The sequence below is a fragment of the Dermacoccus sp. CCH2-D9 genome (assembly GCF_001556795.1).
Lineage (GTDB): Bacteria > Actinomycetota > Actinomycetes > Actinomycetales > Dermatophilaceae > Dermacoccus > Dermacoccus nishinomiyaensis.
This window is the reverse complement of sequence record NZ_LSJT01000146.1, coordinates 113,757-129,617: the sequence shown is the minus strand read 5'-3', so window position 1 is coordinate 129,617 and position 15,861 is coordinate 113,757. Positions and strand designations below refer to the sequence as shown.

The 15,861-nt window shown below is 69.5% G+C and carries 16 protein-coding genes; 9 read left to right on the top strand and 7 right to left on the bottom strand.

Annotated elements, in window-relative coordinates:
* Window positions 1-41: 41 nt before the first annotated feature.
* The gene (locus AX669_RS14245; protein WP_156445011.1) at window positions 42-143 is read left to right on the top strand and encodes a helix-turn-helix domain-containing protein; all 102 of its coding nucleotides are present in this window, start codon (window positions 42-44) and stop codon (window positions 141-143) included.
* 366 nt (window positions 144-509) lie between these two features.
* Here the strand turns inward: AX669_RS14245 and AX669_RS12270 are convergent, their stop codons facing one another.
* Window positions 510-1,481, bottom strand: coding sequence for an RNA-guided endonuclease TnpB family protein (locus AX669_RS12270; protein WP_131940667.1), 972 nt, complete (start codon window positions 1,479-1,481; stop codon window positions 510-512).
* Window positions 1,478-2,266 (bottom strand): NAD-dependent deacylase, encoded by a 789-nt coding sequence (locus AX669_RS12265; protein ID WP_062258656.1) that lies wholly within the window; start codon window positions 2,264-2,266, stop codon window positions 1,478-1,480. Before AX669_RS12265 ends, AX669_RS12270 begins: the two co-directional genes overlap by 4 nt.
* 130 nt (window positions 2,267-2,396) lie before the next feature.
* Here AX669_RS12265 and AX669_RS12260 point away from each other — a divergent pair, with 130 nt between their 5' ends.
* From AX669_RS12260 to AX669_RS12235, 6 genes are all read left to right on the top strand, one after another.
* Entirely contained in the window at window positions 2,397-3,275 is an 879-nt protein-coding gene (locus AX669_RS12260) for a siderophore-interacting protein (protein ID WP_062258654.1), read from the top strand.
* 116 nt (window positions 3,276-3,391) lie between these two features.
* Window positions 3,392-3,676 carry a hypothetical protein gene (locus AX669_RS12255; protein WP_062258653.1) on the top strand — a complete coding sequence of 95 codons (285 nt, stop codon included), beginning with the start codon at window positions 3,392-3,394 and terminating at the stop codon, window positions 3,674-3,676.
* A gap of 21 nt (window positions 3,677-3,697) precedes the next feature.
* Entirely contained in the window at window positions 3,698-4,009 is a 312-nt protein-coding gene (locus tag AX669_RS12250; RefSeq protein WP_062258651.1) for an MBL fold metallo-hydrolase, read from the top strand.
* 17 nt (window positions 4,010-4,026) lie between these two features.
* Complete coding sequence (locus tag AX669_RS12245; protein ID WP_156445010.1) at window positions 4,027-4,200, top strand: hypothetical protein; 174 nt, start codon at window positions 4,027-4,029, stop codon at window positions 4,198-4,200.
* A 121-nt stretch (window positions 4,201-4,321) separates the two neighbouring features.
* Window positions 4,322-5,482 (top strand): acyl-CoA dehydrogenase family protein, encoded by a 1,161-nt coding sequence (locus AX669_RS12240; RefSeq protein ID WP_006946290.1) that lies wholly within the window; start codon window positions 4,322-4,324, stop codon window positions 5,480-5,482.
* A gap of 3 nt (window positions 5,483-5,485) precedes the next feature.
* Window positions 5,486-6,550, top strand: a complete 1,065-nt coding sequence (locus AX669_RS12235) for an acyl-CoA dehydrogenase family protein (RefSeq protein WP_062258647.1) — start codon at window positions 5,486-5,488, stop codon at window positions 6,548-6,550.
* 134 nt (window positions 6,551-6,684) lie between these two features.
* Here the strand turns inward: AX669_RS12235 and AX669_RS12230 are convergent, their stop codons facing one another.
* The 5 genes from AX669_RS12230 to AX669_RS12210 all read right to left on the bottom strand — a co-directional run bounded on the left by AX669_RS12230 (window position 6,685) and on the right by AX669_RS12210 (window position 13,897).
* Entirely contained in the window at window positions 6,685-7,965 is a 1,281-nt protein-coding gene (locus AX669_RS12230) for an amidohydrolase (RefSeq protein WP_082740956.1), read from the bottom strand.
* On the bottom strand, window positions 7,958-10,057 hold the full coding sequence (locus AX669_RS12225) for a prolyl oligopeptidase family serine peptidase (protein ID WP_062258645.1): 2,100 nt from the start codon (window positions 10,055-10,057) through the stop codon (window positions 7,958-7,960). Before AX669_RS12225 ends, AX669_RS12230 begins: the two co-directional genes overlap by 8 nt.
* An 89-nt stretch (window positions 10,058-10,146) precedes the next feature.
* Complete coding sequence (locus AX669_RS12220; RefSeq protein WP_062258644.1) at window positions 10,147-11,916, bottom strand: circularly permuted type 2 ATP-grasp protein; 1,770 nt, start codon at window positions 11,914-11,916, stop codon at window positions 10,147-10,149.
* A gap of 90 nt (window positions 11,917-12,006) precedes the next feature.
* Entirely contained in the window at window positions 12,007-13,356 is a 1,350-nt protein-coding gene (gene gdhA / locus AX669_RS12215) for an NADP-specific glutamate dehydrogenase (protein WP_006946086.1), read from the bottom strand.
* A 232-nt stretch (window positions 13,357-13,588) separates the two neighbouring features.
* Window positions 13,589-13,897: a nucleotidyltransferase family protein gene (locus tag AX669_RS12210; protein ID WP_006946148.1), complete on the bottom strand. Its 309-nt coding sequence runs from the start codon at window positions 13,895-13,897 to the stop codon at window positions 13,589-13,591.
* Window positions 13,898-14,355: 458 nt separating this feature from the next.
* Between AX669_RS12210 and AX669_RS12200 the strand changes: the two genes are divergently transcribed.
* Together AX669_RS12200 and AX669_RS12195 are read left to right on the top strand one after the other, a co-directional pair.
* The gene (locus AX669_RS12200) at window positions 14,356-14,655 is read left to right on the top strand and encodes a hypothetical protein (protein ID WP_006946179.1); all 300 of its coding nucleotides are present in this window, start codon (window positions 14,356-14,358) and stop codon (window positions 14,653-14,655) included.
* 13 nt (window positions 14,656-14,668) lie between these two features.
* Window positions 14,669-15,829: a cation:proton antiporter gene (locus tag AX669_RS12195; RefSeq protein ID WP_006946151.1), complete on the top strand. Its 1,161-nt coding sequence runs from the start codon at window positions 14,669-14,671 to the stop codon at window positions 15,827-15,829.
* Window positions 15,830-15,861 lie beyond the last annotated feature (32 nt).

The window sequence follows — 15,861 nt, the reverse complement described above, 5'->3', positions numbered from 1 at the left end:
TGCGGCACCGAACGGCACCACAGAGTCGATGTCACCTATCCGTGCAGCAGTCCCGCATGAGCATTTCGGAGATCGCGCGCCTGCACGGAATGTCGCGGGACACGGTGCGGCGAGCTCTAAGCGGGTCCCGACCGACGCCCTAAAGCGCGCTGGCTCAACCGGTGTGCGCGGGGCCGCCAGCGCGTCGAAGTCACTGGCCTGCTGCGCGGGCTCATCTCCGCGTGCGCGGGGCCGACACCCTCACCGGCCACAGCGGACGGTGACCCCGGGGCTCATCTCCGCGTGCGTGGGGCCGACCTCGGCACGAAGGTCATCCCTGCGATGGAGAAGGGCTCATCTCCGCGTGCGCGGGGCCGACCAGAACGGGCCCGACGCGGCGAACATGATGGCGGGCTCATCTCCGCGTGCGCGGGGCCGACTGGCGCGTCGTCGTCACCGAGGACGAGACCACGGGCTCATCTCCGTGTGCGCGGGGCCGACCCTTGCGGGGTGCTGTGTTTGCGCGCTTTTCAGTTGGTGGGGGAAGCGTTTGCCTTCACTTTCGCTTCCCCGTTGGGGGGAGATGACCGGACGCGATTACTCGGCCGGGGTGGCCCACCTCGCGGTGGGTCTTCCCGCTTCGCAGAACGTAGCGCGACAGATGTCTCGATACGCACTCCACGGGCGTTTTGCGACTCCTCCATGCCGGGGGCGTCGTGGGATGCGAGAGCGGCGCGAAGGATGTTCTTGGCCGCGTTGACGTCACGGTCGAGCACCGTGGCGCAGTTCTCGCAGTGGTACACGCGTTTCGACAGGGGCTGATTGGCTTTCTCTGCCCCGCACGTCGAACACGTCTTGCTCGTGGGAACGAAGCGCCCTGAGGGCAGGAGCTGCGATCGGTACCACGAAGTCTTGTAGGTGAGTTGTCGCCGCATCTCGGCGAAGCTCGCGTCGAGGATGGAACGGTTGAGGCCCGCTTTCGCGGCGACGTTGCGGCCAGGCTTGTCGATGCTGCCTCGTGCGCTGCGCGTCATGACGGCGACGTTGAGGTCGTCGACAGCGACGACGGCGTGCGAGGTCGCGAGCTGCTCCGTGATGGCGTGCAGTGTGCTCGCGCGGTGCTGGGCGACGGCGGCGTGCTCTCGCGCGAGACGGGCTCGAGCCTTGATGCGGCCCGTCGTGGGCGTGCCGTGCTGGCCACGCGCCGCGAACGAGTCACCGGGCGCGACGGCGGCGAACAGCGCCGCAGCCGCGAGGATGCCGCCGGACGCCCACGCCATCGGAATGGGGCCGACCCTGTCGACGAGGCGACCCGTCAGCAGCGACGGCAGATACGTCGCGCCGACGTGCAGGCTGATGACGAGCCCGACGTGCGCGAGGTCGTGATGGTGCGCCTTCAGGTGGATCGAGCCCGCCGACGAGCACGCAAGCCTGCCGCGTGGCCCGCGACGCGCAGCGTCGGCACGGCCCTGCACTGACCAGCGGGCGCCCCGACGCGTCACGCCTTACCCCAGAGTGCCGAGACGAGCGCGGGCAGCGCGGCGGCGGCGGGCGCACGCCAGACGAGCGTCGCGTCGTCGCTCAGTTCGGTCTCGGCGGGGTTGATCTCGACGACGGGCACGCCCCGCGTCAACGCCCGGTACGGCAGACCGGCCGCGGGCTGCACGACCCCGGACGTGCCGACGCTGAGGACGAGATCGGCGCGCTCGAGCGCGGCCTCGGCGTGCGCGAACGGCTCCTGCGGCAGTTCTTCGCCGAACCACACCACGCCGGGGCGCACCGCTGCGCCACACACCGGGCAACGCGGCGGGGCCAACCGCTCGACGGGGTCGGACGGCAGCGCGAGTGCGGCGTCGTCGGCTTCGTCGAAGGGGGTGTCGCACTCAGAGCAGCGCAACGCGAAGATGCTGCCGTGCAGGTGCGCGAGGACACTGCTGCCCGCGCGTTCGTGGAGGTCGTCGATGTTCTGCGTGACGATCCACAGGTTCGCCCGCTCGGCGTCGGCCCAGTCGGCGAGTGCGCGATGGCCGACGTTGGGCTGGACATCGCGAATGAGCTTGGCCCGCCAGCGATACCAGGCCCAGACGAAGTCGGGGTCGCGCTCCCACGCGTCGATCGTCGCGAGCTCCTCCGGGTCGTGGCGCTCCCACAGGCCCGTGTGCGCGTCGCGGAACGTGGGGATGCCGCTCTCGACGCTCATCCCCGCGCCCGTGAGGACAACGACGTCACGCGCGTCGCGCGCCAGGTCGAGGAAGGCGTCGAGGGGTTCCGAAGCTGGCGTGGGCATGCATCAGCGTAGGCGCCACCCCAGCTGCGAGGTCGCCCGCGCCGCCGAGACGCCCGACCGAACGTGCCCCAGACCAGACGATCGCCTAGGTTAGGTAGACCTCATTCATCGCGACGACGCGGAGGCTCTCATGCCACTCAGGACGATCGAACGCGGGCTGCATGCCGCGTACTCGGCGGCCGCCTCGCTCACCATGGCTCTGCCACCGGAGCGCGAGACCTGGCCGACGGCACCCGCCGAGGTGCGCGCCGTCGAAGCGCTGTGCCCGGCCTTCACCCGTGTCACCCTGCACGCCGAGATGTTCCGCACGCTCGAACTCACCGGCCCCGACGAGTACTTCGGCCTCTTCATGCCGCCGGCCGGCGCACCCGTCGTCACCCCGCCTGATGACGAACGCGACCCCCGCAGCGCCGTCGCCGCCATGGACGATGCCGTGCGCCCGCAGCTGCGCTGGTACACGATCCGGATGCTGCGCCCTGAGCACGCCGAGATCGACGTCGACATCGTGGACGTCGGCCACGACGGGCCCGGCGCGCGCTGGCTGCGCGACGTCAGGGTCGGTGACGAGGTCGGGGTGCGCGTCCAGTCTGCGCTCTACAGCGCGGCGCCCGCGGGCGGGCATCACGTGCTCGTCGCCGACGAGACGGGCCTGCCGGGCATGCTCGCCATCGTCGACGCAGCCCGCGAACGGGCGACTGGAAAAGGTGAAGACTCGCAGAACACGCAACCCCGCCTCACCTGCGTCGTCGAGGTCCCTGATGCGACATACCTGCACCCGGAGGTCGCCGACGCCGGCATCACCGTCGTGCAGCGCGGCACGGATGCGTCCGGTTCGGCCGCCGTCGCGGCACTCGCAGACCTCGACGTCGACGACGCCGACTACGCGTGGGTGTGTGCGGAGGGCGGCGCGGTGGCCGCGATCAAGCGTCACCTGACGAAAGAGCGCGGCCTGTCACGGCGCGCCATCACGGCGAGTGGCTTCTGGTCGGTGGGCCGCCCGCGCCCGTGAGGCCTCGCCCATGCGGCCGGCGCTGGGCATCTCATCATGTGGGGCGACATAGCCATGCACACCGAGCGCGACGACCATGATGTGAGCAACACCTCACACACTCGGATGCAGACCCCATGCGCGACACTCGTCGCACTGCTTCAACCCTGGTCCTCATCGGCGGGCTCACCCTGGCGGCCTGCGGAACGAACGCGGCGGATTCGTCGCCCAGCAGTGCGTCCCCCAGGGCTGCGGCTGCGTCGTCGCTGCCCGTCACGCCGGCGATCAGCGCGTCGAGCACGAACAAGCAGTCGGCGTTCACCGTCACGCAGTTCGACAGCACCAGCGATGCGGGCTGGACGGCCACGTTCCAGGTGCTCAGCTCGCCGGCCGGCAACATCCTCGTCGACCCCGGCATGTAAGACGCGGAGGTCGCCGACTACGTGAAGTCGATCGGCGGCGTCGACGCGATCATGATCACCCACGGGCACTGCGACAAGCTGCGCGGCCTCGCCGTGGAGATGAAGACGAATGCGAAGGCCGTCGCGTTGATCCACGAACTCGACCAGCCCTACCTGCACGATCCGAAGCGCAACTGCTCCATCGCGGAGGGCACCTCGCGCACGACCGACGCGAAGACCTCCACCTTCAAGGAGTCCACGACGACGATCGCCGGCCACCGCGTCCCGCCCATCCACCTGCAGGACACACCGCGGGCAGCACGATCTTCTGGTTCCCGGACGACAACACGATGATCGGCGGCGACACGGTCATGAGCACGCAGATCGGCAGCGCCTCGCACCCGGGCGGCATCGAGGCCTCACGCACCGCGCCGATCGCGAAGTTCAAGAAGCTGACGTTCCCCGCGGATGCGCGCAGATACAACGGCCACGACGCCTCGACGACGTACGCCGAACTCATGAAGTCGAACTCCGACCTCGCCTGAGCCCCTTCTCCGACACCGTAGGTCTGGCACCGCTGAGCCCCGCCCTATTGAGCGATGCTCAACAAGAGTGATAGACAGGGTGAGGCGCGTCACGCGCCACGTCCCCGAGCAAGGAGCCACGGTGCAACGGACACTACGAGACGAGGACAAGGCCCTGCAGCGCGAGCTGCGCGCCTTTGCCGAGAGCTTCCCCGACCACATCAAGACCGGATACATCGCTGACGGCGAGGTCGTGCCCGAGTTGCTGCGCGAAGGTCAGCGCATCCTCGACGACGCCGACCTGGCCGCACCCCACTGGCCGACCGAATGGGGTGGGCGCGGCTGGGACGAACTGCAGCTGCACATCTACCGTTCCGAACTGCAGCGTGCCGGCGTGCCGATGCCGCTCGCGTTCAACACGAGCATGGTCGGCCCCGTCATCGCCGCGTTCGGCTCGCAGGAGCTCAAGGAGCGTTTCCTGCCGAAGACGAAGAGCTGCGAGATCTGGTGGTCGCAGGGCTTCTCCGAGCCGGACGCCGGCTCCGACCTCGCGTCCCTGCGCACGACGGCGGTGCGCGAGGGCGACGAGTACGTCGTCAACGGACAGAAGACGTGGACGACGCTCGGGCAGTTCGGTGACTGGATCTTCACCCTCGTGCGCACCGACCCGAGCGCCGACAAGCCGCAGAAGGGCATCTCCTTTCTCCTCATCGACATGTCCTCCCCCGGCCTCACGGTGCGCCCGATCAAGCTGATCGACGGCCGTCACGAGGTCAACGAGGTGTTCTTCGACGACGTCCGCGTGCCCGCCGACCAGCTCGTCGGCGAGGAGAACCGCGGCTGGGACTACGCGAAGTTCCTACTCGGCAACGAGCGCACGAGCGCCGCGCCCGTCGGCTCGATCAAGGCGGCGCTCGCCGCGGCGAAGGAGCACGCGAAGGCCACACGCAGCCCTCACGGCACCGCGCTCGACGAGCCGCTGCTCGCCGCGCGCTTCGCCCAGCTCGAGGCCGAGGTCATGGCGCTCGAACTGACGGTGCTGCGCGTCGCGGGTGACTCGCGTGACGGGCGCCCCGACCCGGCGTCGTCGATCCTCAAGCTGCGCGGCAGCCAGCTGCAGCAGGACGTCTACGAACTCATGGTCGACGTGGCCGGCGTCGACGCCCTCACCTGGTACACGGGCGAGTGGGGCAGCGAGACGCTGCCGCGGTACCTCAACTATCGCAAGGCGTCGATCTACAGCGGTTCCAACGAGGTTCAGCGCAACATCATCTCCGGCGGCATCCTTGGACTGAAGGGCTGAATCATGGACTTCACACCCACCGAAGAACAGCGCGCGTTGCAGAGCGCGGTGCGCGACCTTGCCTCGAGCCTCACGCCGAAGGACACCGGATCCGGCGCCCCCGCCGGCCCGCAGCCGTTCGACGCGGACGCCTGGGGCAAGTTCGCCGAGATGGGCCTGCTCGGGCTCGCCTTCGCCGAGGAGAAGGGCGGTTTCGGCGCGTCGGCCATCGAGGTGACGCTCGCCGCCGTCGAGCTCGGCGCGGCTCGCGTCACGCTCCCCTACGCCGATGCGATGGCGGCTGCGACGGCCCTCGACGCGGCGAACTCGCCGCTGCTCGCCGACGTCATCAGCGGCGAGAAGCTCGTGCTCACCGCGTTCGGCGAGTCGGGTGCGACGTGGTCACGGGCCGCGAGCGCCCGCACCGCGTCGGGTAGCGAGCTGGCGGGTGAGGCTCGCGGCAACACCGACCTGTCGTCGGCTGACGCCATCGTCACGACCGCCGGCACGGGCGACGACGTCGGGGTCTACCTCGTCGAATCCCCCACCGTCGACGGCCCGAAGGTGACGCTTGACGGCGCTCCCGCGACGCGGCTCGGCGGCCGCGAGGTGCTCGAGGCCGCGCTCGCACTGGGCAACGTCGGACAGTGCGGCGAGGCGCTCGGCGCGATGGGGGCCGCGCTCACGCTGACGGTCGAGTACCTCAAGACGCGCAAACAGTTCGGCGTGCCGATCATGCGGTTCCAGACCCTCACGCAACGCGCCGCCGACATGTACGTCGGCGTCGAGCTGACGCGCAGCGCCGTGCTCTACGCGGCGATGGCGCTCGCCGACCCCGGTGAGGGCGACGACGCGCTCGACCTCGACGCCATCGTGTCGCGGACGAAGTACCTCGTCGGCACCTACGGCCGGCTCGTCGGCCAGGAGGCGATCCAGTTGCACGGTGGCATCGGCATGACGGCCGAGTACGCCGTCGGCCACTACACCTCGCGCCTCGCGACGATCGAGCGAACCTTCGGCGACACCCGTCAGCACCTCGCGGCCCTGGCGGCCGGCGTCGGCGGGCACACGTCGGTCGACGTCGTCTGAGACTGCTCGCACGACGAACGCCGGGCGGCGAATGACGAACGGCGGGATGAGCATTCAAGCTTGTCCCGCCGTTCGTGTGTCATGTGCTCGTCGCCGACAAACCAGCGCCGCGGCGCTGCGTCAGCCGCGCGTCATCACGACGCGTTCGACGACTCGTCGCTCGCGGCATCGCGGTCGAGGCGCGCGAACCGGTCGAACACGGCCGCGCCGATGGGCAGCGCGCGCTCGTCGAGCATGAACGCAGGGTGGTGCAGGTCGGTCTCGTCGCTGTCGCCATCCCAGACGCCGAGGCGCAGGTAGATGCCGGGGATCTCTTCGGTGTACCAGCCGAAGTCCTCGCCACCGGACGACTGGTCGGCCACGCCGACGCCGTCCTCGCCGAGGACGTCGGTGACCGCCTGGGCCGCGAGCTGCGCGCACGCCTCGTCGTTGACGACCGGCGGCACACCCTGCACGTAGTTGACCTCGGCCTTCACGCCGTACAGCTCGGCGACGCCCGAGATCGCGGGCGGCACGACGTCGGGCAGCTGCGCCCACGTGTCGCGGCTCGCGGAGCGGACGGTGCCGACGAGCGTCCCCTTCGACGGGATGACGTTCGCGGCGCTGCCGCCGGCCTGGATCGAGCCCCACGTCATGACGGTGCCCGAGCGCGGGTCGATGCGGCGGTCGATGACCTGAGCCGCGCCCGTCGCGATGCTCGCGAGCGCGTAGATGAGGTCGCCGGTCTCGTGCGGACGCGCGGTGTGCCCGCCGTCGGAGGTCAGCGTCACCTCGATCTTCGCGTTCGAGGACGTGATAGCGCCCGCGTGCACACCGACGTCACCGACGACGCGGTGCGGGTCGCAGTGAAGCGCGATGATGCGGTCGACGCCCTCGATCGCGCCGTCCTCGACGCAGTCGACGGCGCCGCCGGGCATCTGCTCCTCGGCGGGCTGGAAGATGAGGCGGACGGGGCGCGGCGGCGGGTTCTTCGCGAGCAGCGTCGCGGCGCCGAGCAGCATCGCCGTGTGCGCGTCGTGGCCGCAGGAGTGGCTGACGCCCTCGTTCGTCGAGGCGAACTCGAGGTCGGTCTCCTCATCCATCGGCAGCGCGTCGATGTCGGCGCGCAACGCGACGAGGTCGTCGGCCGTCGCGTCGTCGGCGGCGGGCACGTCACAGATCAAGCCGGTGCCGACGGAGAAACGTCGCACCTCGAACCCGAGACCTTCGAGCTGTTCGGCGACGTAGTCCGTCGTCGCCTTCTCCTCATAGCTCAGCTCGGGGTTGGTGTGCAGGTGGCGGCGCCACTCGACGAGCTTGTCCCGCAGGTCGTCGTCGATGCCGTCGTACGCCATGGCGGCCTCGTGTGCCGCGTCGACGTCGGGCTCGGAGTTCTTCCCACCCGTGTTCGCGTCGTTCTTGTCGAAGTCACTCACCGAAGATCCTTTCGCAGAAAGCCAAGACCCGCTGTTCCATGTCCCAGCGGTTGTTGAGACGTTCGAACTCGTGCCCCTCGTCGGGGAACAACAGCATCTCCGCCGGCACGCCCCGCGACGCGAGCACGCCCAGCGCCTGGTAAGCCTCGGAGACGGGGACGTTCGAGTCGAGCTGGCCGTGGATGAACATCACGGGCACGTCTACGCGGGAGAACTGACGCAGCGGGGAGGCTTGCGCGAGCAGGTGCCGGTCGAGCTTGGGGTCGCCGTATTTGGGCATCGCCGCGGAGGCGATCCACGGGTCGGTGTCACGGTAGAACGTCTCGAGATCCGACATGCCGCACGCCGCGATGCCGCCGGCCCAACGCCCGGCGTGCCGGGTGAGCGACGCGTGCACGAGGTATCCGCCGTACGAGCGGCCCATGATGACGGCCTGGCCGTCGCGGGTGATCCCTGCGTCGATGAGGTGGTCGAGCGTGTCCTCGGCGTCGTCGATCGCCGCGAACCGGCCGTAACGGTCGTCGGCCTGCGAGAAGCGCCGCCCGCGTCCTGCTGAGCCACGCACGTTCGGCAGGAACACCGAGTGCCCGGTCGCCGCGAGCTTGCGCAGCACGTTGTTGTAGTCGGGGCGCGCCTGTCCCTCGGGGCCGCCGTGGAAGTAGACGATCGTCGGGGCGGGCTCGCTCGGCGCAGGCCCGACGGCCCGGTAGAGCCACCCGGACAAGCGCATGCCGTCGCGCGCCTCGTAGTGGAGCAGCTCGGGGATGATGTCCGCTTCGCCCCACGCGGACAACACCGGCCGGCCACGTTCGTCCGTCGGGCGCGCGGGTGACATCGTGTCGAGGCCGTCCTGGTCGGCCAGTGCGTCAGCGCCGCTCGCGCCGACGTCGTCACCGGTCGCTGCGTGCCCGGCCGTCTCGTCGTCCGAGCCGCTCTCACGGGGACGGTTCTCGGCCACGCTCTCACCGACGGCGTCGCTCACCGCGTCGTCGACCGCCGTTGCGACAGCGCGGAACTCGTCGCCGACCCAGCGTCGGGCGGCCACGTCGTAGACGACGACGGTGGGCGGAAACTCGGGTCCGGCGACGGTGAGGGCGAGCAGCGACCCGTCCGCCGTCAGCGACGGCGTCGTCGCGATGAGCGACGGCAGCTCGGGCAGGTCGACGACGCGGGCGCGCCCACCCGTCAGGTCCACGATCTGCAGGTCGCACCACCCCTCGTCGTTCCACAGGACGGCCGCCACGGAACCGTCGAGGGAGACGGCGAACTCCTCGACGTCGGCGTCCTCACGTTCGAGGAGCACCTCGACGTCGTGGGCGTGCTCGGTGGGTGTGAGCCGCAGCAGTCGGAAGCGTTCGGCGCTGTGGTCGCTGCGCACGATGAAGCTGGGGCGATCCCCGTCGAACGTGACGAATCCGCGGTCGGTGGTCGAGCCGTTGTCGACCGGCATGAGGGGGCGCCAGGTGCCGTCGTCGTCGATGGCCAGGAGCTCACGGTTGCCGCGCGAGCCGACGCGGAACAACGAGACGTTGCCACGCGAGTGCGTCAGGGCGCCGCCGGTGCGCCGGTCGACGACGCGCGTCTCCCCCGTCACCGGATTGAACAGGCGGCCCTCGACGGTGCCCTCGCGGTCGAAGACGGAGACGGCGACGAAGTCGTCGTCCCAGCTGACGAGCTCGACCGTCTCGTACGCGGCGAGGTCGACGGTGTACGAGTTCGCGTCGTCCGGGTCGGAGGTGACGAACCAGATCTGCTCGCGGTCACCACCGTCGGGTGCGACCTCGCAGGCGAGCCAGTGCCCGTCGGGTGAGTACAGGACGCGCCGCACACCACCTTCGACGGGAAGACGCACCTCGCGCTCCTCGCCGACGATCGGAACCCCGTCGTCGTCGAGCGGCATCTGCAGTGCGAAGGGAAAACGGTCCTGTTCGACGACGACGCACGCGAGCAGCCGCCCGTCGGGCGAGAGCGCAGGGTCCTTGACGTAGCGGTCCAGCGTGCGCGGGCGTGGCGGGGCGCGGTGCTCGGCGGGTGGCGCGTAGGAGGTCAGGACGTGGGCATGCTCGGGTTCGGGCGGGCTGACGTCGTTCACGTCAGCCGATCCTAGGCGCCCGGGGGGCCAGACCTCCAGAGCGAGCGCGCCTGGTTCGTCTCCGGATGCCGGAGAACCGACCTCGCGGGTCATGATCGACGTGGTGCCGCGGAGTCGTCGGGGCCAGGAACATCACCTGACGCGGCCGTGGCAGCGTCACCGCGATCGGCGCCCACCGCGGTCTCGGATGGGGTCTGCGACGAGGCTGCAGCCGGCGCTGTCGGTGCAGGTGAGCGCAGGATCCACGTGTCCTTGCCGCCACCGCCGCGGGAGGTGTTGACGATGAGCGAACCAGCCGGGGCCGTTCGGGTGAGGGCGGCAGGGACGGTGTGGGCGCTCAGCTTGCGCGCATCGAGGACGCTGGGTTCCCCCGACTCGCCGGGCGCACTCCCGGGCTGCTCGGTGGCGCGAACGTGCACGAACGCCCGCAGGTCGACGTGCCGCGGGTGGATGCAGGTGCGTCCGCTCTCGTCGGCGGCGTAGGTGGGCAGCGTCGACAGGCGCACGATGTCCTGCGCGATGAAGTGGTCGGGATGCGCCCGCAGCTGCTCGGCGCGTTCGTCGAGCTCGGCTGGGGAGCACTCCGGCCCGATGGTGATGCCGGCGCCGCCGTAGCCGTCGACGGGTTTGACGACGCGTTCGTCGAGCCGTGCGATGACCTCCTCGACCTTGCCGGGTTTGTGGCACAGATCGGTGGGGACCTGTTCGAGCAGGGGCTCCTCGTCGAGGTAGAACCGGATCATGTCGGGCACGAGCGCGTACACGGCTTTGTCGTCGCCGACGCCGTTGCCGAATGCGTTGACGAACGCGAGACGGTGGTGGGCGAGGGCGTCCTCGAGTCCGGGGCCGAGTGGTTGACCGTCGCAACCGAGGGCTGCGAACAGTTGATCCTTCTCGATGCGCGCGTAGACGACGTCGAGTGGGCGCAGCGTCGTCGCGTCCTGCAGGTGCAGGCGCCCGTCGACGACGCAGAGGTCCGCGGGCGTGCAGACGGGCATGCCGACGAACTCGGCGATGCGGCGGTGCTCGAACCAGGCGGAGTCGCCCTCGCCCGTCGAGACGAGCGCAAGCCCTGGGTCGTCGGGGTTCGCGGCGTGCGCAGGTGCCGCGGCCTGCAGCGTCTCGCGCAGCATCGCGAATCCGTCGCGGGGCTCGAGCAGGTCGTACTCGCTGATCACGTCGGCGAACGTGTCGTTCGCCATCGCGCGAAGGAAGTGCGAGAACACCACGCCGGAGGGAACACGAAGGTTGTCCTCGAGGACGAGCCATCGCCCGTCGGCGCACACGAGATCCATGCCGCAGATATGGGCTCGCACGGACCCGGAGGGTTGGAGGCGGCCTTCGTCGACGTAGCCCGGTGAGCGTTCGATGTCGTCGGCGTCGACGACCCCAGCCTCGATGATGCGTCGCGGCCCGTAGATGTCGTCGAGGAACGCGTTGAGGGCGCGGGCGCGTTGTTCGAGGCCCGCGCTCAGGTCGGCCCACGTATCAGCGTCGATGATGCGGGGGATGAAGTCCGTCGGGAAGATCCGGGGTTCGTCCTCACCGCTGACGCGGAAGGTGATGCCCTCAGCCGTCTCCATGGCCTCTGCTCGTTCTTGCCGGGCCGCCCGCTCGTCATCACTGAGCGCAGCGATTGCTGCCAGGGCTGCGACGTAGGCGAGGCGGGGCGCGCCGTCCGCGTCGACGGCTTCGTCCCAGGCCTTCGCGACCGACGTGAGGCCGGCTTCGGTGGCTTCGAGCGTCTGCGTTTCGGCGTTCGCGCCCGGGTGCACGTCGGTGGGGCCGTTGTCGTGCAGCCCGAGCAGCGCGCCCTCGTTCGACAGGCCTGACGACGGGTCGTTCTCAGAGGCGGGCATGCCTCGTTTATACGCCGCCGCCGGACCGCGCAGACCCCGAATCGGCTTTTCCACCACACCGATTCGGGGCGTTCGATGCTCGGACGACGATCAGACGACGCCGAGCGCGAGCATCGCGTCGGCCACCTTGACGAAGCCCGCGATGTTGGCGCCGCGCACGTAGTCGCCCGGCACGTCGTAGGCGTCGGCCGTCTCCTCGCAGGTGCGGAAGACGCCGTTCATGATGGCGCGCAGGCGTTCTTCGGTGTGGTCGAACGACCACGAGTCGCGGGAGGCGTTCTGCTGCATCTCGAGGGCGCTCACCGCGACGCCGCCGGCGTTCGACGCCTTGCCGGGCGCGAAGAGGACGCCGGCCTCCTGCAGCAGGGCGGTCGCTGCGGGCGTCGTCGGCATGTTGGCGCCTTCGGCGACGGCGATGCAGCCGTTCGACACGAGGGTGCGCGCCGCGTCGTCCGGGAGCTCGTTCTGGGTGGCGCAGGGCAGGGCCACGTCGCACGGCACGTCCCAGATGCTTCCTTCGGAGACGAATCGGGCGCCCTCGTGCTCGTCCGCGTATTCGCTGATGCGTCCGCGCCTGGATTCCTTGAGTTCGCGCATGGCGTCGATGTCGAGGCCCCGCTCGTCGACGACGTACCCGCCGGAGTCGCTCATCGCGACGACGGTGCCGCCCAGCTGGGTGACCTTCTGTGCGGCGTAGACGGCGACGTTGCCGGAGCCGGAGATGACGACCTTCGCGCCGTCGAAGGAACGGTTCTGCGTCGCGAGCATGCGTTCGGTGAGGAACACGAGGCCGTACCCGGTGGCTTCGGTTCGCGCCTGGGCGCCACCCCAGGTGAGGCCCTTGCCCGTGAGCACTCCGGCCTCGTAGCGGTTGGTGATGCGCTTGTACTGGCCGAAGAGGAAGCCGATCTCGCGGCCGCCGACGCCGATGTCGCCGGCGGGCACGTCCGTGTATTCACCGATGTGGCGGTACAGCTCCGTCATGAACGACTGGCAGAAACGCATGATCTCGGCGTCGGAGCGGCCCTTCGGGTCGAAGTCGGAGCCGCCCTTGCCGCCGCCGATGGGCATACCGGTGAGCGCGTTCTTGAAGACCTGTTCGAAGCCGAGGAACTTGACGATGCCGAGGTAGACGCTGGGGTGGAAGCGCAGGCCACCCTTGTATGGCCCGAGCGCCGAGTTGAACTCGACGCGGAATCCGCGGTTCACCTGCACGCGGCCGTCGTCGTCGACCCACGGCACGCGGAAGATGATCTGACGCTCGGGCTCCGCCAGACGCTCGATGATGCTCGACTCGACGTAGTCGGGGCGTCGCTTCAGCAGCGGGCCCAGGCTGGCGAGCACCTCGTCGACGGCCTGGTGGAACTCAGCCTCTCCGGGGTTGCGGCGCAGGATCGTCTCGCGCACGGTTTCGAGCTGGGGTTCGAGCCGCTCAGGCATGTGTTCTCCTCATCGTGGTGTCCCGCCACCTTACGAGCGGATGCCTGTGACGGCCATGTGACGTTGGCCCGGTTCGGAACTCCACTCGAGTGTGGGTGAGTCACGACTCGCCGAGGAGCCTTGCCAGTTCTGCGCCAACGGAGTGAGACGCGAATCGACGACCGCCCACACGATCGCGTGATCGATCACCCCGTACTCATGGCAAGGATGTTTCGCATTCCATAGACGCGCTCTAGACGTCGGCAACATAGACAACCTCCGCCTGCGCGAGAGCTGAGTCACGGAAATACGGGTTGCGGATGGCGCGCTTCACCACGAGGTCAACATCGCGTTCGAGGATCCTGCTCCTGTCGTCACGGAGGGCGCAGAAGTCCTCCAGCGGATCGGGGCGATCAGGGAGGAAATCGACCAGAGAGTCGACGTCGCTGTTGTGATGAGAAGTCCCCGCAGCAGCTGAGCCGAACAGGGACAACTCGGCCACGCCGTGACGTTCTGCGACGCGGCTGATCGCCTCGTGGTCCAGGCTCACGACGGAAGGCATGCCCTGCGTATCGCACCGCAGGCTGGATCGACCACAGCACCGGCGGACGCCCGCGACGGGTCGCCTGCGTCCACCACAGGGATCGAGTCAGTCCGTGTAGCCGATGCTCATGTCGACGTCGTCGATGTCGCCGAGTGTCAGCAGTTGCACCCTCTGCCGGCGCCGCAGCTTGCGTGCGAACGCCTGCCGGATTTCGCGGTTCTTCCCACGCCTGCATTGGGGGCAAGAATAGCCCGTGTGGATTCTCTGCCTAACCATTCTCCCGCTCCGCCCACCATCGTCGAGCGCACTCCTCAGAGACTCGTCCTCGCCGATAGAAGTGAGGTGCGCAGCCAACTCACGACCGATATCGTGTGACACCGCACGATGAAACGGGGAATCGGACGTGTACATGCTCAGGCTGGCCCCGAGGCACGTCGGCGGCGGCGTATCTGTCGCTGCTCGCCGGTGAGGCGACGATGACGACGACCGTCGAGGCGTTCGAGAACGTCGAATCGGCGCACTTCAAGGCGAAGGACATTCTGGGCGCCTCGCGCTTCGCCCTGCTGCCGACGGACAACCCGCACGTCACGTCGGATCTGAAGAAGATCGCCGACGGCAGGGCGCTCAGCCCGGTGCTGCTCGTGCGTGGTGACGCGACGAGCGGACGCGACGCCATCATCGCCGACGGTTATCACCGGGTCTGCGCGAGTTATCACACGGACGAGAACACCGACGTGCCTGTGCGCATCGTCGACCTCGCGCACCGTTCCGCCTGAGGTCGCGACGGACGTGAACTTCGCGCAACTCGCTCTCATCTGTCTCGTCGCGGTGCTCGGGCCGCTGTTGTCGTTGCCGCGCGCGGTGAGGTTGCCGGTCGTCATCGGCGAGCTTGTCGTCGGGCTCGCGCTCGGGCAGACCGGCGCGCGGGTGCTCGACCCGCATGACGGCACGTTCGCGTTTCTCGCGGACGTCGGGTTCGCGCTCGTCATGTTCGTCGCCGGCACGCACGTGCCGGTGCGCGACAAGGCGCTGCGCACGGGTGCGTCGATCGGCGTGGCGCGGGCGGTCGCCGTCGGGGTGCTCGCCGCGCCCGCAGGATGGGCGATCGCGCACGTGTTCGGCACGGGGCACGCGGGGCTGTACGCGGTGCTGCTGGCGAGTTCTTCGGCGTCGATCGTCATGCCGGCGCTGCAGGGTATGCCGCTGACGGGGCCCTCGATCGTCGCGATGCTGCCGCAGTTGGCGCTCGCGGACGCGGCGTGCATCGTCGCGTTGCCGTTCGCGATCGATCCGGCGCACATGTCGCGGGCGGCGATCGGCGCTGCGGCGGTCGTGGCGGTGTCGCTCGTCGTGTTCTTCGTGCTGCGGTTCGTCGAGCAGCGCGGGTATCGACGGCGGGTGCACGAGGTGTCGGAGGATCGCGGGCTGGCGCTCGAGCTGCGGGTGACGCTGACGATCCTGTTCGCCGTCGCGGCGCTCGCGCAGTGGCGGCACGTGTCGATCATGCTCGCCGGGTTCTGCGTGGGGTTGGCCGTCGCCGGTGTCGGTGAGCCGAAGCGCGTCGCGAAGCAGGTGTTCGCGCTGACGGACGGGCTGTTCGCGCCGATCTTCTTCGTATGGCTCGGGGCGTCGCTCAATCTGCGTGACCTCGCGGCGCACCCGGACGCCGTCGCGCTCGGTGTGACGCTGGGGTTGAGCGCCCTCGTCGTGCACGGCGCGATGGCGGTGACGAAGCAGCCGTGGCCGGTCGCCGTCACGACCGCGGCGCAGATGGGTGTGCCCGTGGCAGCCGCGACGACGGGGACGCATCTCGGTGTGCTGCGACCTGGCGAGGACACGGCGATGCTGCTCGGCGCGCTCGTGACGATCGTCGCGACGGCGGCCCTCAGTGGCCCGCTGGCGAAGGTGGCGCAGCAGGACGGCCGCGTCGATCCGCCACCCACCCCTTAAACATTGAAGCGGAACTCGACCACGTTCCGTAG